Below are 24993 nucleotides of genomic sequence, written 5' to 3'. Positions count from 1 at the left end.
AACCGACTCAGATAGAGCAGTTCGAGTCAGCGGGCGACGACAACGATCGCCCGTTCGCAGGGGCGGGGGCCTGTGAATCGTCTCAAGAGAGGACGCGAATGCCGCAGGACGTCAGGTTCGACCTCCCCTTCAAGACTCCCGTCAGCGAGCACCTGGAGTACGCCCGAGAGCGCCATCTGCGCTGGGTGTGGGACATGGGACTGGTGCGCAGCCAGGCCGGGTTCGAGGAGTACCAGTCCTGGGACCTCCCCCAGGCGGCGGCACGAACCTACCCCCACGCCTCGGCCGACGACATGCTCGTCCTGATGAACTGGTTCTCCCTGGCGTTCCTGTTCGACGACCAGTTCGACGCCGGAAGGCCCGACCGCGCGGACCGCATAGCCGAGGTCGCGCGGGAACTGATAGCCACACCGCTGCGCCCCGCCGGAACCACTCCCCGTGTGGTGTGCCCGATCACCGTCGCCTGGGCGGAGGTCTGGGCCCACCTCTCGGATGGCATGTCCCTGACGTGGCGGACCCGCTTCGCCGCCTCCTGGGGACGCTTCCTCGTCGCGCACACCGAGGAGGTCGACCTCGCCGCGGGGGGTCTCGCGGGCACGCTCGGCCTCTCGGAGTACGCGGAGTTCCGGCGCCGCACGGTGGGCATCCACCACAGCATCGACGCCGGTGAGCGCAGCCGCGGCTTCGAGGTGCCGCCGCAGGTGCAGGCCCATCCGCTGATGGTCCGGATGCGCGATCTCGCCGCGGACACGATCGGGTTCATGAACGACATCCACTCCTTCGAACGCGAGAAGCGTCGAGGAGACGGCCACAACCTGATAGCCGTGCTGCACCGCGAACGCGGCTGCAGCTGGGAGGAGGCCGCCACCGAGGCGTACCGGATGACCACGGAGTGCCTCGACGAGTATCTCGGACTCGAGGCGCGCGTCCCGGAGATGTGCGCGGAGCTGACTCTGACCGCCGAGCAGCGCGTCCAGGTCCGGATGGGCGTGGAAGCCATCCAGCACTGGATCAACGGCAACTACGAGTGGGCCCTGACCTCGGGCCGCTACGCCGCGTCCAAGGAAGGCCCGGCCGCCACCGCGGAGTTGGCGGGCAAGGGTTCCCTGGACGATCTGCTCGCCGTGTGACTCACCATTTCCGCCCGGCCGGATCCTCCTGTCGGGCAGAAACGGCCGGCCCGTTTCTCGCGCGGTGCGAGGACCGGGCCGGCGGTCGTCTCCCCCGGCGTCAGCCCTGACGGGCCTTGAACCGCGGGTTCTTCTTGTTGACGACGAAGACCACGCCCCGCCGACGGACCACCTGGGCCCCGGGCTTGGACTTCAACGACGCCAAGGACTTGCGCACCTTCACAGCTCTGCTCTCCTTCTGCCGGACACCGGACCGCACTCAGCGCCGGGCCGCGGCCGCATCGATCAGCGGGCAGCCGTCGGCCTCATGCGGTCTGCATCCCCTGCGGCTGTCCGCCCGGTGACACCGGGCTCGGTTCAGCGTTCCTCCCGGAACGCGACGTGCTCGCCGGCCACCGGGTCGTACTTGCGCAGCACCAGCCGGTCGGGGTCGTTCAGACGGTTCTTGCGCGTCACGTACGTGACGCCGGTCCCGGCCGTCGACCTCAGCGTGACGACGGGACGCGCACTACTGCGTGCCATGAGGTCCTCCTTCCGCCCACACCATGCGACATTGACTCGCGCATGTCAGCTACGAGTGCTGTAACAGCGCCCCCGGCCACTGCATTCCCGCCTGGCGGAGCGGCAGACGAAACTCGATGGAACCGCACCGACGCCGCTGCCTAGGGTCGGGCCATGACTCGCACATTCCGTGTCACCGTCCGTGGCGTCTTCGACGCGCTCAGTACCGACCAACGCGCCGAGCTCCTGGCCCGTGCGCCGGAGCACGACGTACTCCGCGCCGCCTTCACCCCCGAGGGGCACCTCGGCTACGACCTTGCCGCCCGATCCGCCTTCACCTTCCGGTTCCTGGACTCGGGAGAGAGCGAGGAGGACATCCTGGAGGCGACCGAACGCGCGGAAGGCGCCGCCGAAACGTGGCCGGCCGAGCGGGGCTACGGCTACAAGAACCTCAGGTCCCAGGCGGAGGACCTCTCCCAGGCACCCCTCGGCAAACGGCAGCGTCGCGCTGCGGCCCGCATGAACGACTCACCCCGGAGCACCGGCCGCCATCAGGCGTTTCGGCTACGTCGGCGAGAGCGCCCCTGAGGCGCTCATCAGCGGGATCCCGCGCCGAATGTCGTGAGCAGCACGTCGGACAGGGCGGCTTCGGTCGCCACCCGCGTCGGTCACGGCGACGGCATGCCTTCGGGAGCTCGGCGGCCCGCTTCGACGCTGCCCTTGATGCCGAGTTTTCTGCGCGCCCGCTGATAGAACGTCGTACCACCGAGACGTACGACTTGAGCCGCCGCGGGGGAAGCCGTCACGGTGATCCGGTCGCCCGCGTCGAGGTAGCCGACCACTTCACCGTCGACCTCGACGGCAAGGCGCCCTGTCGTAGGCAGCAATTCGAGTGTGACGTCCTCGTCCGCCGGCAGGACGAGCGCCCTGTCGAACGACGAGTGGGCGCTCGCGGGGACGACGAGGATGGCCTCGACTCTGGGCGACATGATGGGGCCGCCCGCGGCGAAGCTGTACGCCGTTGATCCGGTCGACGTGGCGACGACGACCGCGTCGGCCGCGTATCGGATGAACTCATTGCCCTGGAGACGGATCGCGATGGCCGCAAGTCCGCTACCGGGTACACGGACGAGGGCGATGTCGTTGAACGCACGGAACTCGCGCCCGTCCGGGAGACAGGTCCGTACGGCCATACGGGGCTCGGTGGTGTAGTGGCCCCGGTCGACTCTGTCCAGCGCCATGGGCAGATCGTCGACGTCGATCTCGGCGAGGAAACCCAACCGGCCCAGGTTCACGCCGAGCACCGGGGTGACAGTGCCGAAGAGGAGTCGCATGGCGCGGAGCATGGTTCCGTCACCGCCGAGGCTGACGACCAGACCGGCCCGGGCGACGAGGGCTTCCGCCGGCACGGAAACGGCGCTGCAGTCGATCCGGCCCACCTCGTCCGGCAACCCCAACACCTCGGTCTGGCTCTTCCGGGCCCATTGAACGACCGATTCGATGACCGGCCCCGGGTTGCGTCTGGGATGCAGGATCAGGCCGATCGATCCGATCCGGCCCATGACCAGTCCCCTTCCGTCGGTACGCACGCCAGGTCCGAACCTATCCCGCCGTCTCCGCCCGGTACGGCAATCAGGACGGGGCTGTGTGCTTACTCCCCGATTGCCGCAGCGAAGGTGACGCGGGTCGGACCTGGGCCCGGGCGTTCGACACGGTGACGCCGCTGTCCTACGCGGCGAGGGCTCCCATGGCTCGCTCGCGGTACTGCCGCACCGGTCGTCGGGCCGGGCAGCTGCTCGGCCGGTAAGCCTTTGCCACCGAGACCCCGGACGACAAGGCAGCGTCCGCTGGCGCCCGCAGCGCTCTCGGGGGAGCCACACGTGTCGTGGCTCCCCCTGCGCTCACACCCCGGCGATCTGCGCGGCGAACTCCACCGGCAGGGCGTCGAGTCGCGCCTCCCAGGTCGAGGCGGTCGAGGTGAGTTCGTCGGCCGGTACGGCAAGGCGCAGGCCGGGCAGCCGGTGCAGCAGGACGTCGACGGCCGTCTCGATGATGGCCTGGCCGATGTTCTGGCCGGGGCACTCGTGGGCGCCGCCGCTGAACGCCAGGTGCGACTGGTTGCCCTGGAGGGAGACACCGGCGTCGGGCCGGATCTCCGGGTCGAGATTGCCCGCGGTGAGCCCGAGCACCAGGAGGTCGCCCTCCTTCACGTGGTGGCCGCCGAGTTCCAGATCGGTGGCCGCGAACCGCCCCGGCAGGACGGCCAGCGGCGGGGTGTTCCACATGACCTCCTCGACGACCGCGGAAACGTTGAGCTGTCCGCTCACGAGACCTGCGAGACGAGAGGTGTCGGTGAGGATCAGCTGCAACACCCGGGCCAGCAGATTGCTGGTGGTGGTGTGCGCGGTGATCAGCACCAGGCGCAGATGGCTGAGGATCTCGTCGTCGTCGAGGTCCGCGTGGTGCCCTAGCAGACCGGTGGTGAAGTCGGCACCGGGCTCGGTGCGCTTGCGCTCGGCGAGTTCCGCGAGGATCCGCATGATGCGGTCGTTGTGCGTGATGGCGTCCTCACCGCCCTTGATGACCTGGGCGCAGGAGACGGCGAGGTTGCGCCCCTCGGCCGCCGGGAGCCCGAACAGCCTGGTCAGTACGAGCATCGGCAGGTACTCGGCGTAGTCGCCCACCAGGTCGGCGCTGCCGGCGTCGGCGAACGCGTCGATCTGCTTGTTGGCGAAGTGCGTGACATGGCGCCGGATACCGCGCCCCGCGACGGTCTGCAGATTGTCGGTCACCGCGCCGCGCAACCGGCGGTGCGGCTCGCCGTCCTGCGATACACAGTCGGGACGCCAGCCGAGCATCGGGATAAGCGGTGAAGTGGCTTCGACGCGGCCTTCCTTCCAGTCCCGCCAGATCCGCGCGTCACGGCTGAACTGGCGGGGGTTGTCCAGCACCCGCCGGTTCTCCCGGTACCCGAGGACCAGCCAGGCGGGGATGTCGCCCTCCAGGAGTATCGGCGCCACGGCTCCGTACTCCTTGCGCAGCCGCGCGTAGATGCCGTGCGGGTCGAGCGCCGCCTCCGGCCCGTACAGCCGGGTGAGGTCCCCGTCGCCACCGTGTGCGACGGGGCATCCACGAGGGGCGTCGGGACCGTTTGAGGGCTGCTCGTTCATCGGGGCTCCAGAGCGACGGCAGAGCGTTCCTTGAGGTGACGTATCAGCGCGATGAGCACGTCACGGCTGGATGACCGGTCGCGGGCGTCGCAGGCCACGACCGGGATGTGCGGGGAGATGTCCAGGGCGTCGCGGATCTCTTCGATCGGATGGTCCTTGGAGTCGGGAAAGACGTTCAGGGCGATGACGAAGGGGACGTCCTGCCGCTCCATCTCCTCGATGGCCCGAAAGCTGGAAGCCAGCCGCCGCGTGTCCACCAGGACCACCGCCCCGAGGGCGCCCTTGAACAGACCGTTCCACAGGAACCAGAACCGCTCCTGGCCCGGCGTTCCGAACAGGTACAGCACCAGCTCGTCGTTGATGCCGATCTTGCCGAAGTCCAGGCTGACGGTGGTCTCCGTCTTGTCCGCGACGCCGATCAGGTTGTCGACGTCGGCACTGGCCTGGGTCAGCGTCTCCTCGGTGGTCAACGGCTTGATGTCGCTGACCGAGCGCACCATGGTGGTCTTACCGGTGCCGAAGCCGCCTGCGATCATCACCTTCACCGAGCGGGTGCCCCCGGCCGTCTGCCGGTCGGGATGGTCAAAGCCTTTGAAGTCCACTGAGTACCTCCTCAAGGAGCGCGAGGTCGGGCCCGCTGCCGGCGCCTGACGCCGGGATGGGGTCACGGGCTTCGACGCGGCCTGCGTCCAGCAGATCGGCCAGGAGCACCGCGAGAATGTTGAAGGGCAATCCGAGGTGGGCGCCCAGTTCGGCCACCGACAACGGATCGCGGCAGCGCCGGATGATCTCCTCGTGCTCGTGCTGCATGCCGGGTACGGCCGCGGCGCGGGAGACGATCAGGGTCGCCACGTCAAGGCTCGACGCCGAACCGCCCGGTCCGCTGCGGCCACCGGTGAGGACGTAGTAGCGCTCAAGACCGGACGGGTCCGTGGGCGGGCGGGGAGCACTCATCCAGAGTGCTCCTCCAGGCGCGGAGTGGTGCCGAGGAGCTCACCCATCCTGCGGGCCAGATCCCTCATCTGGTGGCCGAGAAGACCCTGGTCGAGGCCTTCCTTGGCAAGCACTCCGAGGTACGTCTCCACGCCGGCCCGCACCACGAACAGGTGGCCGCCGTCGACCTCGATCATCGCGAGCCGCAGCTGCCCGGCGTACTGGGGGAACTGCTCGGCCACCGGCTGGGCGAGCGCCTGCAGGCCCGCGACGACGGCGGCGAAACGGTCCACGTCGTCGGGGTCGTCGGCGCCGTAGGAGGTGATGGCCTTGCCGTCGCTCGATGCCACGAGGGCGAAGCGGATCTCCTGGATGCTCTCCGTCAGGTCGCGGAGCGCCCAGCTCACGTCGGTTCCCTGTTGCGTCATGTGGACTAGTCGCTCTCTTCAGTGCGGTGCTCGTTGAACTCGCGTCCGGCGGCCGTCTCGCCACTGCCTGCCGGGGCGCGGTCCGCGGTCGTCTCGCGCGGCGGTTCGCTCTCGCGTCCCGCCGTGGCGAAGGCGGCGAGGCCGGTGAAGGACGCGTCCGGCGGCACGGCGGCCACGGTCTCCTCCGTCCGCTCGGCGGGCCTGGGTCGCGCCGACAGCGTCGACGGATCACTCCGCCGGCTCCTGCGCCGGGGCAGGCCGCCGGGCGTGGTGTCCGCGGCTTCGGCGGTCTCCGCGGAGGCGACCGGGGCGGGCTCGGCGCTCGTCGCTGCCGCGGCGGCCGGGGCGACCGGCTCGGTGACGGCGGCGGGCAGCGGGCTGAAGTACTTGTGGGGGACCACGACTACCACCGAGGTGCCGAGCCAGGGAGAGTCCGCGAAGGTGACCCGGATGCCGTAGCGGCGCGCCAGGGCGCCCACCACGCGCAGGCCCAGGTTCGCGTCCTCCGAGACACCGCCTAGGCCAGGGCCCGTCGCGGTGCCCGCGAGGGACTGCTCCGCCTCGCGCTTCTTCTCCTCGCTCAGGCCCTTGCCCGCGTCCTGGATCTCGATGCCGACACCGTTGGGCACCTCCTTGCCGGAGACGACCACGGGCTCGGTGGGCGGCGAGTAGCGCGCCGCGTTGTCCAGAAGGTGGGCGAAGATCAGCGTGAGGTGGTCCACCAGACCGCCGTCGACGCCGAGTTCGGGCAGGTGGCGGACCTGGACACGGTCGAAGTCCTTGATCCGGCCGACGCCGCCGCGGACCACGCTGAGCAGCCGCTGCGGTTCCTGCCACTGACGGCCCGGCCGGTCCGAACCGCCCAGCACGCCGATGCTCGCGGCGAGACAGTCGGCGGGGCCGATCTCCTGGTCCAGTTCCATGAGGCCCTGGGCGACCGCGGGCAGCCGCCCGTGTTCGCCCTGCATCTCGTGCAGACGCCCGCGCAGCTTGCTGGTCAGGACGTGGATCCGGCTGCCGATGCTGATCACGGCCTGCTCGGCGGAGGTCGAGCGGTCCAACTCCTCCTCCACGCCGATCAGTGCGGTCCTGAGGACCTTGCGCAGCTCGGCCCGCAGCTCAGGGCTCGCGTCCGGCTCCTCGGCGATCTCCGGCAGGATGTCGTCGATGGCGTCACCGGCCCGCAGTCGCTTGAGGGCCTCGGGCAGGTACGAGTCAGCGAGTCGCGCGACGACGGCCTGCTGCTGGCCGAGTTGCTCCTGCCAGACCTCGGCTTCTCCGGCAAGCCGCGCCTCATAGCCCTGCGCTTCGCCGACGAGCCGAGTCTCGTAGGCCTTGGCGTCCTCGGCGAGCCGGGTCTCGAAGGCCTGGGCCTGCTCGGCCAGTTGGCCTTCAAGGGCGGAGCGCTCGGCCGTGAACTTCCGTTCCAGGCCCGCCACATGCTGCTGCCACTGCTGCGAGTGCTCGGCCTGCGAGGCGCGGAAGTCGCCGGTGGTGCGGCGCAGTTGGGACTGGGTGCGGACCAGAAGCCGTACACATACGGCGCTGGCCGCGGTGGCCGCGGCACCGGCGAACGACGCGGGTATCTGGACCTGGTCGGGTCCCGCGACGGCGGTGGCGACGGTTCCAGCGCCTAAGGCCAGCGGCATCAGCCACCAGCTGTACCAGGCGACGGGTGCCCGCGCCGCCGGGGGCGGAGTGGCAAGTTCCATCTGCATCCTTCGAAAGCAACACGATCGAACAGGGGGGTGTGCAGGCGCCGAACGCGTCGGGGAACGCAGCGCGAGGCGACCGAATGTGTTCGCGTCAACTCGCAGCGCCGCAGGGGAGCTTATCGGGTTTGAGATCGAAAGGATCAACTCCCCTCCTTGGACCTGTGAGTGTTCGGTCACGCTCCGGCAAGAGTGCTCACATCGACAAATCCCCTCACCGACAACGCACTCACGAAGATCGCTCAACGACCGAACGGTCGGACGCGATCAAGCCGTCGGGGTACGCGGCGATCACCGGGGGCATGCATGTCATGCCCGGTCCCACTCGGAAAGATCTTGAGGAGACGTACGGAAGAGTTCCCTGTCGGGTATCGACCAGGCGATCGACCACCACCGCGCGGCGTTGTCGACCGTGGCACCGGCGGCCTCCGAGGCACCGGTGGGATGCCCGGCTCACCAGCCCGCCGAACAGGCCCCCGGGAGTGGGCTGTTCTCCACCCTCCTCACCGCCGACGACCCCGAGACCGGTCCCCTCTCCCGCCAGCAGCTCCAGGACGAGGCGATCACTCTCCTCACCGGTGCCATCGAGACCACGGGGACGACCCTCGCCTGGGCGCTGTGCGAGATCAGCAGGAACCCGAAGATCGAGCAGCGCCTGCACGAGGAACTCGACGCGGCCTGCGGCGAACGCCCGCTCGTGCAGGAGGACCTGGCCGCCCTCCCGTTCATGCGCAGCGTCCTCAAGGAGACCATGCGCATGTACGGCCCCGCCAGGCTGGTCACGCGCACCACCACGCGCCCCGTCACACTGGGCGGGCACCCGATACCGAAGGGCGCGGACGTCATCTACAGTCCGTACATCCATCAGCACGACCCCGAGGTCTACGGCGCCCCCGGCACCTTCGACCCCTGACCGCTGGGAGCCCGAGCGGGCGAAGAGCGTCAACCGTTCCTCGTTCCTCGCCTTCGGCGACGGCCGCCGCAAGTGCATCGGCGAGGAGCTCGCCTGGACGGAACTCCTCGTCGTCCTCGCCACCGTGCTGCAGCGCCGGCGGCTGACGCTCACCTCGGCTCCCCCGCGTCCGCAGGCCATCGTCGCCGTCAAGCCGGACAGGCTGTCGATGACACCGCACCCACGCGCGGCCTAGCGGCCAGAAGCCTCCCCCGGCGCTCGGAGTCCCTGACGCCGAGCCCGGGGCCGGGCGCCAGGGACAGCACCCCCACCTTCCCCAAGTGGGCGTTGTTCTGGACGAGCCGCGCGGCTTCCGCCGTGTCGGCGAGTGGATAGGTGGCGGTGAGGGCGGGAGCGAGGTGGCCGAGGTCGAGCAGGCGGTGCATGGCCGACTGTTCCTGGAGGTTGGCGCCGTGGCTGCCGATGACGCGTTTGAGACGCATCCAGAGGTAGCGGTTGTCGAACTCGTGCAGATAGCCCGTGCTGGAGCCACAGGTGACGACGGCTCCGCCGCGGCGCACGACGAAGACCGAGACACCGAAGGTGGCGCGGCCGACATGCTCGAAGACGATGTGCGGGTCCTCGCCGGTCGCGGCCCGGATGCGTCGGCCGAGCCGTTTGCCGACGGTGACGGGGTCGGCCGGTTCGTCGCCGGTGAGGCCGATCTCCGCACGGTTGATCACCGTGTGACAGCCGAGCCCGCGCGCGTACTCCGCCTTCGCCTCGCTGCCGACGACACCCACGGCGATCCCCCCGCCGCTCCGCACGAGCTGCACCGCGTACGCGCCGAGGCCGCCCGCCGCACCCCAGATCAGCACGACGTCGCCCTGGGTCATACGGGCACCGCGCTCGCCGACGAGCATGCGGTACGCCGTTCCCGCGCACAGCGGATTCGCGGCTGCCTCCTCCCAGCTCAAGTGGCCGGGTTTCGGCAGAAGTTGGCTCGCGCGTACGAGGCAGTAGTGGGCCAGGCCGCCGTAGTTCGTCTCGAAGCCCCAGGCCAGCTGGCCGTTGCCCGACATGCCGTCGGCGTGCGTGGCCGGTTCCTCCTCGTCGACGTACGCGGGGCTGACGACGACATGGTCACCGGTCCGCCATCGACGCACCCCTGCACCGGTTCGTACGACGACGCCCGCCGCGTCGGAGCCGATGACGTGGAACGGCCGGTCGTGCCGGGCCGACCAGCGGTCCTGGCGGCCGAAATGCCGCAGGAAGGTGAAGGTCGGGATGGGTTCGAACATCGCCGACCACACGGTGTTGTAGTTGATGCCGCTCGCCATGACGGCCACCAGCACTTCGTCCGGCGCCAGTTCGGGCATCGGCACGGAACCGATGTGGATGGTCTTGCGGACGTCCTTGTCGGCGACGCCGGTGAATCCCCCGACGTCGTCGGACCTCAGATGGGCGGCCGTGAACCGGTCGGGTAAGGGGAGGTGCTCCAATTCGGCTGCGGTGGCTCCCGCCACGACCGCCTCGGCCAGGGCATCCATGTCGTGTGTCCCTCCGTCGTGAAGTCAGGTCGGCCCGAGGCCCGCGGCGAGCGTCGGCCACGAGGCCTTGAACTCCTGCTGCCAGTAGGGCCAGGCGTGCGAGCCGCCGTTGTAGAAGTGCACCTGGGCCGGGATGCCCAGCGCGTCGAGCCGCCGCGTGAACCGATGGGCCTGGCTCCACAGGGTTCCTTCCAGGACGGCTCCTTCGAGGTTGCCGAAGTCACTGCTGGGCAAGCCGCTGCCCTGCGCGATGTACAGTGCGGTGCCCGCGAGAGCGCCTGCCAGGGCGTAGGGGTTGTGCTGGTTCCAGTTGTCCCTGTTGAACAGCGCGCTCCCCCACAGGGCCAGTGGCGCCAGCGACTCCCGCGCCACGATGGCGCCGGCCACGGTGGGCATGCCCGGCGCGGTCGTGTCCAGGATTCCGCTGTACGAGGCCGCCGCACCGAACACGCCGGGTCGCCGCGCGGCGAACGCCAGCGCCCCGTACCCGCCGGTGGACACCCCGGCCACGGCACGTCGGCCGTTCGCCCGGAAGTGCTGCCGCAGCAGCGCCATGACCTCGTCCACCTGGAACCTCTCGTAGTCCGGGGCACCGGACATCCCGTAGTTCCACCAGTCGGTCGGAATGCCGGTGGGCCCCGAGGACGGCATCACGACGAGGACGCCCCGACCGGCGAGGAAGTCGCTGACATCCGTCTCCCGGGTCCAGGACGTGTAGTCGTCGTGCGCGCCCTGCAGCAGGTACAGAACGGGCCAGGTGCGGTCGGGGTGGGTGGCGTAGCCGGTCGGCGTGACGACGCGGACGGGCAGCGATGCGCCCAACGCGGGCGAGGCCACTGTGAGGTCGACGGTGCGGTGGTCGAGCCACGTCGTGGCGGTGATGCGAGCACTGTCGCCCGCCGCCGGGGTGCCGCCGACCGCGGCGGAGGCCAGGGCGGTCGTGGCCGTAAGAAGGACGTTTCTGCGGGTGGGGCGGCGTAAGGGCACGGGTTCGCTCCTCGTCTGAGTCGTGCGGGTCAGGAGCCGCTCAGGTCGCGTGTGAGCAGCCGAGCGAGCGTGTCGACGACCGGTGGGTCGAGCAGGGACAGGTGGTGACCCGGCAGCGGCACGACGGTGAGGTCGGTGCAGTGCGCGTCCCAGCCGAGCGCCGCGTCGGCGCGCTCGTAACGCGGGTCGCGGACCGTGTGCGGGGCGGTCTCACTCGCCCGGTACAGCAGCGTTCGCCCCTCGTACCGCCCGGGCCGGTGGCGTTCGCCGCTGCGCAGATCGAGGTACGAGGTCCGCTGGTGCTCCAGTGCGGAGGGCGGCAGCGTCACGGACTCGCCGAGCATCTTCATGACGAGGGTGATCTGCGCGGTGTCGTCCAGGGCGGCGAGTTCGTCGTACGGCAGGTCGAGTGGGGCGCCGTAGGCGCGTTCCACATACGCGGCGAAGTCCGCGAACCGGCGCCGAGCGGTGTCCGCCGGGGTGCTGCCGGGCGGTGCGGGCAGCGGCAGTACCGCGTCGAACAGGAGGAGCGCGGAGACGGTGCCGTGCGCGGTCAGCAACCGAGCGGTCTCCTGCGCGAGAACACCGCCGTACGACCAACCGCCCACGATCCAGGGGCCGTTGGGCCGTACCTCGCGGACGTGGCGCGCGAACTCGGCCGCGCGTCCGGGCACGTCGTCGGGGTCCTCCTGCCGGTCGAGTCCGTACAACGGCCGCTCTTCGCCGAGCCGTTCGGCCAGCCGGGCGTAAACGCCGGAGGAGCCTCCGGCGGCGTGGGCGAGGAAGAGAGGGATGCCGGGGCCGGTGGAGGGGAAGACACGGAGGCGCGTCTCACCGGGCTGCTCGCCGTCCGGGGCAGCGGTGCCGCGCAGCTCCTCGGGATCCGGAGAGGTCGAGGGTCCCACGGAATCGCCCAACAGCTCGGCCACCGCTCGCAGGGTTCCCCGTCCGAGCAGCGTCCCCGGCTCGACGGTGACCCCGAACTCGCGCTCCACCGCGCCCCGCACCCGCACGGCCGTCAGCGAGTCGAGGCCGAGGTCGGTCAGAGGCACATCGGGGTCGATCCGGTCGGGGGCGTACCCCATGACCCCGGCCACGCACCCGCGGAGCCGCTCGACGGGACCCGTGTCGCGCGCCGCGGGGGCGACCGTGGCCGGCACGGTCTCCTCCCCGAACCAGAAGCGGCGGTGGCGCCAGCGCGGCGAGGGCACGTCCACGATGCGGCCGCCGAGCCGCTCACGGAGCCCGGTGACCCGTACGCCGTTCACGAGCAGCGTGGCGAGTGAGGTGCGGAAGGTCAGTGCGTCGTCGGTGTTCTTGCGCAGGGTGGGGACGACGAGCGAGCCCTCCGGCAGGGTGTCGGTCAGGGGGTGCAACTGGGTGGCGTGCGGCGCGACTTCGACGAAGACGCGGTGACCGTCCTCGGCCGCCGCCCGCACGGCCTGGGCGAACCGGACGGGCCGTCGCAGGTTCGCCACCCAATACGCGGCGTCGTGCGGGGCGGTGCCCCGGGGGTCCTCGAGCACGGTCGAGTAGCGTCGACAGTGGGGGTCGCTCCACGGCACCTCACCCAGCTCGCGCGCGAACTCACCCAGCAGTGGCTCCACTTCGGGCGAGTGCCCGGCCCCCGACACTCCCAGCGACTGCGCGAACCCGCCCTCCGCCGTCACCCTGGCCACCAGGCCCGCCACATCGTCGGCGGACCCCGTCACCACGCTCTGCGCCGACGAGGCGTGGACGGCGACCTGGAGGGTGGGCAGGTCCCTGGCGAGCACGCGGATGTCGCGCTCGGAGCGGTCGACCACGGCCATGGCGCCGCCGGTGAGTCCCGCGAGGAGCCGGGAGCGTACGGCGACGATCCGCGCGCCGGTCACCGGATCTAGCGCCCCGGAGACGACAGAGGCGGCGATCTCGCCCAGCGAGTGGCCGATCACGGCGGCGGGTTCGAGACCGTAGGACCGCCACAGCTCGGCGAGGGCGAGCTGGATGCCGTAGAGGAGGGGCATGACGACGGCGGGTGAGGTCGGATCGGCGTCCGTTCGCAGGCTCGTGGTGAGGGAGACGCCCGCGTGCCAGCGCAGCAGGGGCTCCAGACGCTCGACGGCGGCGGCGAACGCCGGTTCCGCGGCAAGCAGTCGCCGTCCCATGCCAGGCCATTGGGAGCCGTACCCGGAGAACACCCATACAGGTCCGGGGCCGCCCGGTGTCCCCTCGCCCGTGACCAGGTGCGGCGACGGTTCGCCCGCGGCCAGGCACCGCAGAGCCTTGGCCGTCTCGGCTCTGTTGTGGGTCACGACGGCCGCTCGACGGCGTCCCCGGCCCGTGCGGCCCGCGAGGGTGCGGGCCAAGTCGGTGTCGGGTACGCGTGGGACGCCGGGGAGCCAGTCGGCGAGCTCACCGGCGTACGACCGAACCCGGTCCTGGGTCGGGCCGTCGATGAGCAGCAGGGCGGGCTGTCCGCTCGGCCCGAAGGGGCGGGCGCTCGTTCGGTGTTCGGCGAGGACGACATGGGCGTTCGTGCCGCCGAATCCGAAGGCCGAGACGCCCGCGGTGGCCGTTCCCGAATAGCGCGGCCACGGCTCGGCCGAGGTCACGACGCGCAGGCCGAGTCCGTCGAGGTCGGCGTGCCGGCCGGGGCGGGTGAAGTGCAGCTGGGGCGGGATCTCGCCGTGCTGGAGGGCCAGTACGGTCTTGATGAGCCCGGCGATTCCGGCGGCGGCCTCCAAGTGTCCGAGGTTGGTCTTGGCCGATCCGATCAGCAGGGGCTGGTCCAGATCGCGCCCGGCGCCGAGCACCGCGCCGAGGGCGCCCGCCTCGATGGGGTCCCCCAGGGGTGTGCCGGTGCCGTGGGCTTCGACGTAGTCGACGGTCCTGGGGTCGGTGTGCGCCTCGGTGAGCAGGGCGCGCTGGGCCTCGCCGTTGGGGGCCGTCAGGCCGTTGGACCGTCCGTCGGAGTTGACGGCCGTCGAGCGGATGACCGCAAGGACGCGGTCGCCGTCGCGTTCGGCGTCCGCGAGCGGCTTGAGCACGAGGACACCGCATCCCTCACCGCGGACGATCCCGTCGGCCGTCGCGTCGAAGGCCTTGCAGCGGCCGACCGGCGACAGCGCACCCGCCCGCTGCAAGCCGAGCGTGACGGCGGACGTGAGCAGCACGTTCACCCCGGCGGCGAGCGCGGTGTCGCTCTCTCCCGTCAGCAGGCTGCGTACGGCGTGATGGACCGCGACCAGGGAGGACGAGCACGCCGTGTCGACGGCCAGGCTCGGGCCGCGCAGGTCGAGGGCATAGGAAAGACGGCCCGCCGCGATGCTCAGCGCGGCGCCCGTGGCCGTCCAGGCGTCGGGGGCGGCCGCCGTGAGATGCGCGTACTCGTTGCCGCTGATGCCGACGAAGACGCCGGTCCGGCTGCCCGCGAGCTCCATGACGGGCAGCGCGGCGTGGTCGAGTGCCTGGCGGGTGACTTCGAGGAGCATGCGGTGCTGGGGGTCCATGGTCGCGGCCTCGTGCCCGCCGATGCCGAAGAACTCGGCGTCGAAGCCCGCGATGTCGTCGAGATAGGCGCCGTGCCGGATGACGTCCGACTGCGGGGAGGGCTCTCCTCGGACGCCGCCGTGTGCGGGCGGTTCCCATCGGCCGGCGGGGACGGTGCCGATCGCGTCCCGGGCCTCGGAGAGCAGGCGCCAGTACGCGTCGGGCGTATCGGCGCCGCCGGGGAAGCGGCAGCCGAGGCCGATGACCGCGATCGCTGTCGCCGGTCCCTGGGGAGACTTCGGCGCCGCCGTCCGGGGAGGCTTCTGCGTGAGCCGCGCCACCAGCGCGTCGATCGTGCCCGTGTCCCACAACAGCGTGTCCGGCAGCCGCCGCCCCACCAGGTCGCCGAGCAGCGTGGTCAGGGCCACCGCGTCGCGCGAGGTGAGCCCCAGTTCTGCCAGTGGCCGGTCGTCGGTGATGTCGCCGGGGTCCAGGGCGTACCAGGCGCGCAGCCGACCGACGATCACACCGCGTATCTCCGTGCGCGAGGGGCTCATCGGGGATCGAACCCCCCGTCGAGATAGCGCGCCCGAGCGGCCGTCCGGGCCACCTTTCCGCTGCTCGTGCGGGGCACGGAGCCCGGTGGGACGACCAGCAGCGCGCCGAGTCGCAGCCCGTGGCGTGCCGAAACAGCGGCCCGTACGGTGCGTTCCGCTTGGCGGGCCGCGTCCGCCGTGGGCTCGGCGCCGCGGCGGTGCTCGGCCACCACGACGAGTTGTTCGCCGGTGCTGTCCGCGCGGGGTACGCCGAACGCGGCAAGCCGGCCTTGACGGACGACGTCCACGGAGATCTCCACGGTCCGCTCGATGTCCTGGGGATAGTGGTTGCGCCCGTCGACGATGATCACGTCCTTCAGACGCCCGGTGACCAGCAGCCGCCCGTCGTGCACGGCACCCAGGTCACCGGTGCGCAGTCTGCCCTGCGGATCGCAGAAGGCCCGGTCCGCGCGTTTCCAGTAGCCGCGCCCGATGTTCGGACCGCGCAGCCGGATCTCGCCGACGCGATCCTCCGGCAGCCGTTCGCCGTCCGCATCGACGATCTCCACTTCCTGTCCGGCGGGCACCCCGCACGAGACGAGTACGGCCGCCTCCTGCGCATCCTGCAGGACTTCGACGCGCCCCTCCGCCAGCGCGCCCGTGTCGCACACCACGGTCGTGGGAGGCGTCGCGCCCGCGTCCGCCGTCACGAACACCGTGGCCTCCGCCAGTCCGTACGCGGGTGCGTGGGTCGCCGGATCCAGGCCCGCGGGCGCGAACGCGGCGTGGAAGCGGTCGATCGTGCCCGACCGCACCGGCTCGCTGCCGTTGATGAGCACCCGTACGCGGTCCAGGCGCAGTTCGTCGAGCACGGCCGGGTCGGTGCGGGCCACGCAGTAGTCGTACGCGAAGTTCGGGGCGGCGCCGATCGTCCCGTGGTACGCACCCAGCAGGCGCAGCCAGCGCGCGGGGTCCTCGAGGAAGGCCACTGGGTCCATCAGGACGGACGGGAAGCCGCCCACGACGGGCGCGGCGATGCTCAGGACCAGGCCCATGTCGTGGAAGAGCGGCAGCCAGCCGACCGTGGTGGTGGCCCCGGGGTCCACGCCGAAGGCGTCGATGGCCTGGCGGGCGTTGGCGACGACGTTGGCGTGGCTGATCATCACGCCGGCCGGTTCGCTCGTGGAGCCCGACGTGTACTGGAGGTACGCGATGTCGTCGGGGGCCGGCGCGGTTTCGACCTCGTCGAACGCGAAGCGCTGGAGGGGGAGTTGGTCGACGGGTACGACCGGCACCACGGGCAGGTCGTGATCCAGGACGAAGGCCTCCACGGCGATCGCGGTGGTCGAGTCGGAGAGCAGACAGGCGGGTTCGCAGTCGGCCAGGACGGCCGCCAACCTGCCGCCATGGCCGGGGAGTTGGGGGCCGAAGAGGGGCACGGCAATCACCCGGGCGTAGAGGCAGCCGAGGAAGGCAGCCGCGTAGTCGAGCCCCTGCGGCATGACCAGGGCGGCCCTGTCTCCGGGAGCGACGAGGGCGACCAGCCGGTCTGCGACGGCGCGGGCACGGGCGTCCAGGGCCCGCCAGCCGAGGGTGCGGTGCAGTCCTTCGGAGGCCGCGTCGGGGAAGTGGACGTGGCTGAAGGCGCGTTGCTGCGGCCGGCGGAGGGCCCAGTACCGCAGATGGTCCGGCAGTGGAGCGTCGGCATCTGGCCGGGCGGAGGTCATGGCGGCTCCAACTCATGGGGAGGGTGGTGCTGTTGCCCCTGGGGGGCGGGCGAACGGTGGGGTGATGCACCAGCGTCCGACGCGGGATGCCGGTCGGGTTAGACGACGTGTTGACAGTTCGTCCTCCCTCTTCTGTCAGCTCGCTGACAAAGCCGTGCTCCCGATTCGGCCCCCAGGGACAGAGCCACGGCGACGGCGCGCCCCGGACAATCCATGTCACCCGAAATCAGGTGGCGAGGCGCACGGAGGGAGCGACGACGGTGGGACGTGGACGGCTGTTCGCGCTGCTGGCACTGCTCGCGCTGACCGGTTTCCTCACGACACTCGACAACACGGTGGTCAATGTCGCCGTGCCCACCGTGCAGCGCGAACTCGGCCTGACCGTGACCGACTTGGAGTGGGTGGCCGCCAGTTATCTACTCGGTTTCGGCGCGCTGCTGCTGCCCGGCGGGCGGCTGACCGACCTCTTCGGACGCCGAGCCGTGCTGGCCACCGGAATCGCTGTCTTCACGGCAGCCTCGGGCGCGGCGGACAGCGGGGGCACCCTCGTCGCGGCCCGCACGGTGCAGGGGTCGGAGCGGCCCTGGTCATCCCGGCCTCGCTGGCCGTCGTGGCCACCGATCTGCCCGTGCGACGGCGTTCGACGGCCGTCGGGCTGTGGACCGCGGCCCTTGCCCTGGCGCCGGCGCTCGGGCCCGTGGTGGGTGGCTTCATCACCCAACAGTGGTCCTGGAGCTGGGTGTTCGCACTGAACGTTCCCCTCGGGCCGCTCGCCCTCTCGCTGGTGTCCGCCGTCCCCGCCGGATCCGGAGAGCCCGTGCGCGGCGCACTCGACCTGCCCGGCGTGCTCCCCGGGGTACTGGGATCTGCAGCCCGGGCTGCTGCTGATCGGCGCGGGTTCCGCGCTGACCACTCCGCTGACCGTGCGCTGCCTCGCCGGGGTGCCGGACTCGAGCACGGGGATGGCCGGCGGACTGGTCAGCGCGGCCCGCGAGGTCTCCGGCGTGTTCGGGGTGGTGCTGGTCGGCGTGGTCCTCACCCGCCGCGAGCGCTCCGCACTGCGGTCCGGATCGGATCCGCGCAACGCGTTCCTGGCCGGGTACGACCTTGGGCTGCGCCTCGCGGCCTGCTGCGGCCTGGCGGGGGCGCTCGTCACCCTGGTCGCACTGCGCCGCCGTGGCCGGCATCGGCGGGTGGTTGCGCGAAGCCGGGGCACAGAGGTCAGCCGGCGGAACGGCACGGGGCCCGGCACACCCGGCCGGGTCGTCACCAAGTGACAATCCTCACCCCGATGTCTGTCCGCCTTTGATGAGCCCCGGCCGGTTACTTGCGGGTATCGTCTCCGAGCCGCTGACCCGGCGCACAGGAGGGAGCCCGAGCGATGGACGATGAGCCCAACGGCCCGTTCAAGGCGTTCCCTTCGGATCTGCACGACCACCTCAGACCGTTCTTCGACGACATCAGGGAAGAGGTCGTCCGAGCGATCAAGACCGAGATCCCCGAGTACGCGCGCCCGACGGACGACACGTACATGCAGGTCGTGCACCGCGGTGTGGAGCACGCGTTGCAGGGGTTCCTGGAGCGGATGGCGAAGCCGGACACGGACTGGGAGCCGGTGACGTCGACCTACCAGCGCATCGGGCGGGGTGAGGCGGACGAGGGGCGCAGCCTCGACTCGTTCCAGTCCGCTCTGCGTCTCGGCGCCCGGGTGACTTGGCGCCGGGTCAACGCGCTGGTCGACGCCGAGTTGCTGCCCCGCAAGGTGCTGGCCGCCTTCGGCGAGGCGCTGTTCCTGCATCTGGACGAGATGGCGGCCGCGACGACCGCGGGCTACACGGAGGCGCGACTGCACGCGGCGGGCGAGTTGCAGCAACGGCGCACCCGGCTGATCGATCTGCTCACCGCCGATCCGCCCGCGTCGGCCGAGGCGATCAGCGATCTCGCGCACACGGCGCGCTGGCCGGTCCCGCGGGCCGTGGCGGTGGTCGCGATCGACTTCGGGCCGCGGCCCGCCCCGGCGGCGCGACCGATCGTGCCGCCGGAGTTCCTGGCGCGGTTCGACGTCCAGCCGTCCGTTCTGGTCGTGCCCGACCCCGACGGGCCGGGGCGCGGGCGGGCGGTCGCCGGGGCGCTGCACGGATTGCGTGCGGCGATGGGGCCGGCCGTCGCGCTCCAGGAAGGCGCCCGCTCGTTGCGCTGGGCGGCCGAGGCACTCGATCTGGTGCGGCGGGGCATCCTGCCCGACACGGAACTGGTGCGCTGCCAGGAGCATTTGGCCACCCTGCTGCTCTTCCGCGACGAGGCCCTGGTGGATGCGATGGCCGAGCGTCGGCTGAGTCCGCTGAACGCGATGCGCCCACCGCAGCGGGAGCGGCTGGCGGAGACGCTGCTGAGCTGGCTGCAGTCCGGGCACAACGCCAGCGAGGTGGCGGCGCGGCTCGCCGTGCATCCGCAGACGGTGCGCTATCGGATGCGGCAGCTGGACGAGCTGTTCGGGGACCAACTGCACGATCCGACGGTCCAGTTCGAGATGCAGCTGGCGTTACGGGCGCTGGCCCTGCGGCTGACGGCCGTGTCCCGGCGGGGTCAGTGAGGTCACGCTCTGCGCAACATGCGGTTGGCGCCCGCGGCGGCCGTCGTCGCGAGCAGCCAGCCCAGACACACGAGGACCACGGCCGCCCACTGCAGTCCGCCGCGGGGGCTGAACGCCTGCTCCTGCCCGAAGTCGACGAGCGGCAGCACCAGGTCGAAGGTGTAGATCGCCGCCTGGAAGTGGGGCGGCTTGCCCGGGTCGAGGGCTTGCGGGGGCCATCGCGTGAACAACAGGGTCCCGCTGAGCATGATCGCGCACAGCCACCACACGGCCCGCATCGGCCGGTAGCCGTAACCCACGGTGATGTTCTGGAGACCGCTCCACACCCGCCCCGGCCACGGCAGGGTGGCGCGCAGGCGCCGCTGCTTGGCGAGGAGGACCGTACGCGCGTCCCCGTCATGGCCGTGCCGGCGATACGCGGCGGCCATCTGTTCGTAGGGCTGGGGGGTGAAGCCCTCGGGATCGCGGGCGAGCAGAGGGAGCCGCTGTACGGCGGGCAGTTGGGGCAGCAGGCTCTCGTAGGCGACCCCTTCCAGGCGCACCGCGCTCGGCCAGCTGTCCGGCGTGCCGCGCAGGATGGTCAGGCGGGTGTGGCTGAGGTCGACGGTTCCATGCATCGGCTCGCGAGGGCGCAGATGGAGTTCGGAGGCCGTGGAGCGGCGACAGGTGAGGGCGGGAGTTCCGGACGGTACGTCGATGACGGCGTCCTGGAAACAGACCCGGCTGCGCACGGTGATGCTGCTGAGTGTGACCCTGCCGCGCGCCGTGAACCCGTCGCAGCAGTTGAACACGGCGCCCACGTCTATGCCGTGGGCACGCAGCGCGGGCCCTTGTTCAGCAGTGAGCGACGCCCCTTCGAAGAGGGCGCCACCACCCACCCGGGCGTCGCACAGATCGACGGTGCCTTGCGCGACGAGCCCGCCGCGGCAGTCCAAGTCCCCTCCTATGTGCAGCCTGTTGGCCTTGAGCGCAAGGCCCGAGGGATTGAGCAGCTCGGCCCGCTTGAGCACGACGCTGCCGCGAACGGAGGTGTCCCGCAGGTCGGTGCAGCCGTCGACACGCAGTCCCGTACCGGCCTGGATGTCGCCGCCGATGGTGGCGCACAACAGCTGCAGCGCCCGCTCGCCGCGCCGCTCACCATGCCCGGTCAGGCGGCTGTTCTCCAGGTGCAGCGAGCCGCCGATCGAGGCGCCGTAGAGATCGATGGGCCCCTCCACCCGGCACCCGGAGATTTCGCACTTCCAGCCGGTCGTGACGCCCACGGCCGACAGGCCCGGCAGCACGCAGTCCCGCATCTCCAGCGCCCCCAGGTGCGCGCCGTCCAGGCAAGGGGCCTGCTCGAAGTGGCAGTTGCGCAACCGTAAAGTCCCCGGGACGACGGCCTCGGCCAGGTCCAGCCGCCCGGTGATCCGCACATCCCTGAGTCTCAGCCGCGGCAGATGCCCCGCCTCGGCCGCCGGCGGCGCCAGCAACAGCCTCCGCACGACGGACGCCCGAACCTCGCCCCGGTCCGCAAACCACTCCCCTCGGCGAAAAGCGGCCCACATTCCCCGTTCACTCCCGCTCCATCCACCCGGCGCGAGGCTGCCCGACACGTCAACTCCCCTTCCAGCGACGGCAAAACGCTGCATCGCTACCCGCAAGGGCGCGCAGGGCAACCTGAGGCACTCCGTGACTTCCTGGACGGATGTCCAGCTATAGTGGACACCTGTCCATGAGATAACCGCTCGACACCTACTCACGATGGAGCCTGCTGACGATGGATACGGTCGCGAACGTGCTGGTAGGCCTGGTGGCCGCGCTGCACGCCTACATCCTGGTGCTGGAGATGTTCCTGTGGGAGAAGAAGCCGGGACGGGGGCTGCACGGGTTCGACCCGGAGATGGCCCGGGCGACCGCGCCACTGGCCGCCAACCAGGGGCTCTACAACGGTTTTCTGGCGGCGGGTCTGGTGTGGGGTCTGATCGCCGCGGATCCGACCGGGTTCCGCGTGCAGGTCTTCTTCCTGGTGTGCGTCGTGGTCGCGGGCGTGTACGGATCCGTCACCGCGAACCGCCGCATCCTCTTCGCGCAGGCCCTGCCCGGCGCGGTCGCCCTGGCCGCCGTCCTCGTCGCGCGGTGACGCCCGAGGACCCGCGAGCCGCCCGGACCCGGGCGAAGCTGCGGCAGGCGCTGCTGGAGGAGTGCGCCGAGCGGCCGCTGGAGGAGGTCGGCGTCGCCGCGCTGGTGCGTCGGGCCGGGGTCGGCCGGGCGACGTTCTACGTGCACTACACCGATCTGGAGGCGCTGGCCGTCGACGCCTGCGCCGATGTCGTACGGGACGCCGTGGAGGCACTGCACGCGTGGCGCGGGCGGCCCGACCCGATGTCCGCGCCGCCCGCCCTCCACACGTTCTTCGCCGAACTGGCCCCGCACGCCGCCCTCTACCGCGCACTCCTCGGCCCGGGTGGCGGTGGTCCGCTCGGTCTCGTGCTGCACCGGGATCTGCGCGCCCGCAGCCTGGCTGAGCGCACCCTCGTGGGCGCCCCGGACGCCCCGCTCGTGGCCTCCGCCGTCGCCGCCACCTTCGCGGGGGTGCTCGCCGACTGGCTGCACGGCCTGCTGGAGGGCACCCCGGAGGAAGTCGCCGATCAGGTCTGGCAGTTGCTGGTCGCCCTGCACCGGAGCCGGTGACGGCTCACTTGCAGCCCACCTGCTCCTTCGTCGCGGGCCACGCCTCCACGCCGTCGGGTGTACGGATGAACGCCGACCTGCCCGCCGTCAGCCAGAGTTCCCAGTCGTGGAAGCGGTAGCCGGTGTCCCGCGCGCCGACCGGCATGCGGGCATCCTGGTCGTACGCGGCGGTGAGCACCGCGCTCCCGAGCACTCCGCGCGGATCGCGCGCGTACTGCCTGACCTCCTTGCCCTGGCCCAGCCACAGGAAGTGCGCGCTTCCCCAGTCGCAGCGCTCCGCGCCCACCGAGCTGCTCACGTCGGTGGTGGGCACGCGGCGACCGTCCAGATCTCGTACGTCGAGTCGGTGAAGCTCGCCGGGAGTTCGGACGGGTCACAGGAGGCGTTGGTCTCCGGATCCCAGCCGGGGCGGTGCGGCTGGTCCTTGGCGACGACGACGGCCACCTTGGCCCTGCCCTTGACGTCGTAGGAGAACAGGACACGGTCCTTTTCCTTGCGCTCCACCCGGTAACCGCGCTTCCACCCCGGCGACCTGACGGGCCGTCGACGAAGAGCGCGGGCCCGGAGACACCGACCGGCGTGGTCGCAGATGACCGAGAAGGGCCCACTGCACGCCGGGCAACGGCACGCCCGGGCCAACGATCAGGTCATCCGACCGGAACGGCCTAGCGGGTGGCCTGGAACGTACGCCGGTATGCCTGTGGCGAGACGCCGATCGCCGTGTGCAGATGCTGGCGCAGCGAGGTGCCGGTCGCAAAGCCGACCTCGCCGGCGATCTGGTCCACCGACAGGTCGCTGGACTCCAGCAGATGGCGGGCCCGGGAGACCCGCTGCTGGATGAGCCAGCGGCCGGGGCTCATGCCCACCTCGTCGTTGAAGCGGCGGGCGAATGTGCGCAGACTCATCCGGGCGTGCCCCGCGAGGTCGGTCAGTGTCAGCGGGTCGCCGAGGCGGGCCAGGGCCCACGCACGGGTGGCGGCCGTGCTCGTCGCCGAGGGCTCCGGCACGGGCTGCTCGATGTACTGGGCCTGGCCGCCCTCCCGCAGCGGCGGGACCACACAGCGCCGAGCCACCTTGTTGGCCAGCTCGCTACCGTGGTCCTTGCGGAGGATGTGCAGGCAGACGTCGATGCCGGACGCGGCCCCGGCCGAGGTGAGGACCGAGCCGTCGTCCACGAACAGCACGTCCGGGTCCAGCGACACACGCGGGAACAGACGCCGGAACTCGTCGACCACCTGCCAGTGCGTGGTCGCCCGGTGCCCGTCCAGCAGACCCGCCGCCGCCAGGACGAACGCACCCGTACAGATGGAGACGAGGCGGGCGCCGGGCCGGATCAGCGCGAGCGCGGCGGTGAGCTCGTCGGAGGGCTCCAGGGCGAGCCTCGCCGGGGCGATCGCCGCGATCACCACCGTGTCCGCCGCGGGCAACGCCTCGGGACCGTGGTCGACGTCGACCGAGAAGTCGGCGTTGGTGCGGACCGGTCGGCCGTCGACGGTGCAGGTCACCACCTCGTAGCGGCCGTCCGCCGCGCCGAAGATCCGGCTGGGGATGCCCAGCTCGAAGGGGTAGACGCCGTCCAGCGCCAGGACGACCACTCGGTGCACGGGATGCATGGCACGATCCTATCGAAGGTTGGCAATCATGCCATTCTCTTGCCGGGCCGGCCCCGGCACGCTGGACACCATGACCACTGTGAACACCATGCGAGCCATCAGTCAGAACGTCCTCGGCGGTCCCGAGGTACTCAAGGAAGTACAGGTGGAGCGCCCCGCGCCGCGCCCCAACGAGGTACTGGTCCGGGTGCGCGCGGCCGGCGTCAACCCGACCGACTGGAAGCACCGCGCGACCGGCGGTTTCCTCGGCGAGCCGCCCTTCGTCCTCGGCTGGGACGTCTCCGGCGTCGTCGAGGCGGCCGGAATCGGTGTCGCCCGCTTCAAGCCCGGGGACGAGGTCTTCGGCATGCTGCCCTACCCGTTCGGCCACGGCTCGCACGCCGAGTACGTCACCGCCCCCGCCCGCGCCTTCGCGCACAAGCCGTCCGGAATCGACCATATCCAGGCGGGCGCGCTTCCGCTGGTCTCGCTGACCGCCTGGCAGGCCCTGGTCGAGACGGCGGACATCCAGCCGGGTCAGCGGGTGCTGATCCACGCGGCGGCCGGCGGGGTAGGGCACGTGGCCGTGCAGATCGCCAAGGCGCGGGGCGCGTACGTCATCGGTACCGCGAGCGCGGGCAAGCACGATTTCCTGCGGGAGATCGGCGTGGACGAGGCGATCGACTACCGGGAGACCGACTTCACCGAGGCCGCGAAGGACGTCGACGTCGTCCTGGACACGATCGGCGACGACTACTCCGTCCGCTCGCTGCGCGTACTGCGCCCGGGCGGGATCGTGGTCTCGATCCTGCCGGTCGGGTCGGCGGACTTCTACGAGGAGGCCGAGCGGATCGGCGTACGAGCGGTCAGGATGCTCGTCGACGCCTCCCACACCGGCATGAGCGCGATCGCGGAGCTCGTCGAGGCGGGGAAGCTGCGCGCCACGATCGCCGCCACCTTCCCGCTGGCCGATGCCGCCGAGGCTCATGCGCTCGGCGACACCGGCCGGACAACGGGGAAGCTCGTCCTGGTCGTCGACTGAAGGAAGTCGACTGACGGAAATCAGCTGACGGAAGTGGGCAGAAGACGGTCGGCCAG

General features: G+C 71.2%; 23 protein-coding genes and 2 pseudogenes. 10 read left to right on the top strand and 15 right to left on the bottom strand.

What is annotated here, in order from left to right; genetic code table 11:
* The first annotated feature begins 98 nt into the window (after positions 1 to 98).
* Entirely contained in the window at positions 99 to 1130 is a 1032-nt protein-coding gene (locus OG390_RS46770; protein ID WP_406176596.1) for a 7-epi-alpha-eudesmol synthase, read from the top strand.
* Between the two features lie 100 nt (positions 1131 to 1230).
* Here OG390_RS46770 and ykgO read toward each other — a convergent pair whose 3' ends face one another.
* The gene (gene ykgO / locus OG390_RS46765) at positions 1231 to 1353 is read right to left on the bottom strand and encodes a type B 50S ribosomal protein L36 (RefSeq protein WP_189186548.1); all 123 of its coding nucleotides are present in this window, start codon (positions 1351 to 1353) and stop codon (positions 1231 to 1233) included.
* A 134-nt stretch (positions 1354 to 1487) separates the two neighbouring features.
* Positions 1488 to 1652 carry a 50S ribosomal protein L33 gene (rpmG, locus tag OG390_RS46760; RefSeq protein WP_189186546.1) on the bottom strand — a complete coding sequence of 55 codons (165 nt, stop codon included), beginning with the start codon at positions 1650 to 1652 and terminating at the stop codon, positions 1488 to 1490.
* A 153-nt stretch (positions 1653 to 1805) separates the two neighbouring features.
* Here rpmG and OG390_RS46755 point away from each other — a divergent pair, with 153 nt between their 5' ends.
* Complete coding sequence (locus OG390_RS46755; RefSeq protein ID WP_406176593.1) at positions 1806 to 2219, top strand: DUF6204 family protein; 414 nt, start codon at positions 1806 to 1808, stop codon at positions 2217 to 2219.
* Positions 2220 to 2299: 80 nt separating this feature from the next.
* Here OG390_RS46755 and OG390_RS46750 read toward each other — a convergent pair whose 3' ends face one another.
* From OG390_RS46750 to OG390_RS46725, 6 genes are all read right to left on the bottom strand, one after another.
* Positions 2300 to 3193, bottom strand: a complete 894-nt coding sequence (locus OG390_RS46750) for an NAD(+)/NADH kinase (RefSeq protein ID WP_406176592.1) — start codon at positions 3191 to 3193, stop codon at positions 2300 to 2302.
* Between the two features lie 339 nt (positions 3194 to 3532).
* Complete coding sequence (locus OG390_RS46745; protein WP_406176590.1) at positions 3533 to 4801, bottom strand: cytochrome P450; 1269 nt, start codon at positions 4799 to 4801, stop codon at positions 3533 to 3535.
* Positions 4798 to 5403 carry a GTP-binding protein gene (locus tag OG390_RS46740; protein WP_406176588.1) on the bottom strand — a complete coding sequence of 202 codons (606 nt, stop codon included), beginning with the start codon at positions 5401 to 5403 and terminating at the stop codon, positions 4798 to 4800. Before OG390_RS46740 ends, OG390_RS46745 begins: the two co-directional genes overlap by 4 nt.
* Positions 5384 to 5755 (bottom strand): DUF742 domain-containing protein, encoded by a 372-nt coding sequence (locus OG390_RS46735; RefSeq protein WP_406176586.1) that lies wholly within the window; start codon positions 5753 to 5755, stop codon positions 5384 to 5386. The genes OG390_RS46740 and OG390_RS46735 overlap by 20 nt, the downstream gene beginning before the upstream one ends.
* Positions 5752 to 6162: a roadblock/LC7 domain-containing protein gene (locus OG390_RS46730; protein WP_028798637.1), complete on the bottom strand. Its 411-nt coding sequence runs from the start codon at positions 6160 to 6162 to the stop codon at positions 5752 to 5754. The genes OG390_RS46735 and OG390_RS46730 overlap by 4 nt, the downstream gene beginning before the upstream one ends.
* Before the next feature lie 5 nt (positions 6163 to 6167).
* Positions 6168 to 7874, bottom strand: a complete 1707-nt coding sequence (locus OG390_RS46725; RefSeq protein ID WP_406176584.1) for a sensor histidine kinase — start codon at positions 7872 to 7874, stop codon at positions 6168 to 6170.
* Between the two features lie 412 nt (positions 7875 to 8286).
* Here OG390_RS46725 and OG390_RS46720 point away from each other — a divergent pair, with 412 nt between their 5' ends.
* Together OG390_RS46720 and OG390_RS46715 are read left to right on the top strand one after the other, a co-directional pair.
* Entirely contained in the window at positions 8287 to 8787 is a 501-nt protein-coding gene (locus tag OG390_RS46720; RefSeq protein ID WP_406178276.1) for a cytochrome P450, read from the top strand.
* A complete protein-coding gene (locus OG390_RS46715; protein ID WP_406178274.1) occupies positions 8738 to 9022 on the top strand; it encodes a cytochrome P450 in 285 nt (94 codons plus the stop codon). Before OG390_RS46720 ends, OG390_RS46715 begins: the two co-directional genes overlap by 50 nt.
* On the opposite strand, the gene ccrA is transcribed toward OG390_RS46715, so the two are convergent.
* The 4 genes from ccrA to OG390_RS46695 are packed head-to-tail and all read right to left on the bottom strand — an operon-like array spanning position 8976 to position 17037.
* A complete protein-coding gene (gene ccrA, locus OG390_RS46710) occupies positions 8976 to 10316 on the bottom strand; it encodes a crotonyl-CoA carboxylase/reductase (RefSeq protein WP_406176582.1) in 1341 nt (446 codons plus the stop codon). The two genes, OG390_RS46715 and ccrA, sit on opposite strands and share 47 nt — an antisense overlap.
* A 24-nt stretch (positions 10317 to 10340) precedes the next feature.
* On the bottom strand, positions 10341 to 11303 hold the full coding sequence (locus OG390_RS46705) for an alpha/beta hydrolase (protein ID WP_406176581.1): 963 nt from the start codon (positions 11301 to 11303) through the stop codon (positions 10341 to 10343).
* 29 nt (positions 11304 to 11332) lie between these two features.
* Positions 11333 to 15331: a beta-ketoacyl synthase N-terminal-like domain-containing protein gene (locus OG390_RS46700; RefSeq protein WP_406176579.1), complete on the bottom strand. Its 3999-nt coding sequence runs from the start codon at positions 15329 to 15331 to the stop codon at positions 11333 to 11335.
* Positions 15328 to 17037: a fatty acyl-AMP ligase gene (locus OG390_RS46695; RefSeq protein WP_406176577.1), complete on the bottom strand. Its 1710-nt coding sequence runs from the start codon at positions 17035 to 17037 to the stop codon at positions 15328 to 15330. The genes OG390_RS46700 and OG390_RS46695 overlap by 4 nt, the downstream gene beginning before the upstream one ends.
* Before the next feature lie 86 nt (positions 17038 to 17123).
* Between OG390_RS46695 and OG390_RS46690 the strand changes: the two are divergent.
* The 3 genes and pseudogenes from OG390_RS46690 to OG390_RS46680 all read left to right on the top strand — a co-directional run.
* Positions 17124 to 17761, top strand: a pseudogene (locus OG390_RS46690) (MFS transporter); the annotation flags it as partial.
* 217 nt (positions 17762 to 17978) lie between these two features.
* Positions 17979 to 18314: a hypothetical protein gene (locus OG390_RS46685; protein WP_406178407.1), complete on the top strand. Its 336-nt coding sequence runs from the start codon at positions 17979 to 17981 to the stop codon at positions 18312 to 18314.
* Positions 18315 to 18418: 104 nt separating this feature from the next.
* Positions 18419 to 19630, top strand: coding sequence for a PucR family transcriptional regulator (locus OG390_RS46680; RefSeq protein ID WP_406176575.1), 1212 nt, complete (start codon positions 18419 to 18421; stop codon positions 19628 to 19630).
* Between the two features lie 2 nt (positions 19631 to 19632).
* Here OG390_RS46680 and OG390_RS46675 read toward each other — a convergent pair whose 3' ends face one another.
* The gene (locus OG390_RS46675) at positions 19633 to 21114 is read right to left on the bottom strand and encodes an oxidoreductase (protein ID WP_406176573.1); all 1482 of its coding nucleotides are present in this window, start codon (positions 21112 to 21114) and stop codon (positions 19633 to 19635) included.
* A gap of 275 nt (positions 21115 to 21389) precedes the next feature.
* Here OG390_RS46675 and OG390_RS46670 point away from each other — a divergent pair, with 275 nt between their 5' ends.
* Both OG390_RS46670 and OG390_RS46665 read left to right on the top strand, forming a co-directional pair.
* Positions 21390 to 21752, top strand: a complete 363-nt coding sequence (locus OG390_RS46670; protein ID WP_406176571.1) for a DUF1304 domain-containing protein — start codon at positions 21390 to 21392, stop codon at positions 21750 to 21752.
* Positions 21749 to 22303, top strand: a complete 555-nt coding sequence (locus OG390_RS46665) for a TetR/AcrR family transcriptional regulator (protein ID WP_406176569.1) — start codon at positions 21749 to 21751, stop codon at positions 22301 to 22303. The genes OG390_RS46670 and OG390_RS46665 overlap by 4 nt, the downstream gene beginning before the upstream one ends.
* A 4-nt stretch (positions 22304 to 22307) precedes the next feature.
* On the opposite strand, the pseudogene OG390_RS46660 reads toward OG390_RS46665, so the two are convergent.
* Together OG390_RS46660 and OG390_RS46655 are read right to left on the bottom strand one after the other, a co-directional pair.
* A pseudogene (locus tag OG390_RS46660) lies at positions 22308 to 22816 on the bottom strand (hypothetical protein); the annotation flags it as partial.
* Positions 22817 to 22968: 152 nt separating this feature from the next.
* On the bottom strand, positions 22969 to 23916 hold the full coding sequence (locus OG390_RS46655; RefSeq protein WP_406176567.1) for a GlxA family transcriptional regulator: 948 nt from the start codon (positions 23914 to 23916) through the stop codon (positions 22969 to 22971).
* 70 nt (positions 23917 to 23986) lie between these two features.
* Here OG390_RS46655 and OG390_RS46650 point away from each other — a divergent pair, with 70 nt between their 5' ends.
* Positions 23987 to 24937 carry an NADP-dependent oxidoreductase gene (locus OG390_RS46650; protein WP_406176565.1) on the top strand — a complete coding sequence of 317 codons (951 nt, stop codon included), beginning with the start codon at positions 23987 to 23989 and terminating at the stop codon, positions 24935 to 24937.
* The last annotated feature ends 56 nt before the right edge of the window (positions 24938 to 24993 follow it).

The sequence above is a fragment of the Streptomyces sp. NBC_00996 genome, from assembly GCF_045162675.1.
Classification (GTDB): Bacteria; Actinomycetota; Actinomycetes; order Streptomycetales; family Streptomycetaceae; genus Streptomyces.
This window is presented reverse-complemented; position numbering and strand designations above follow the sequence as displayed.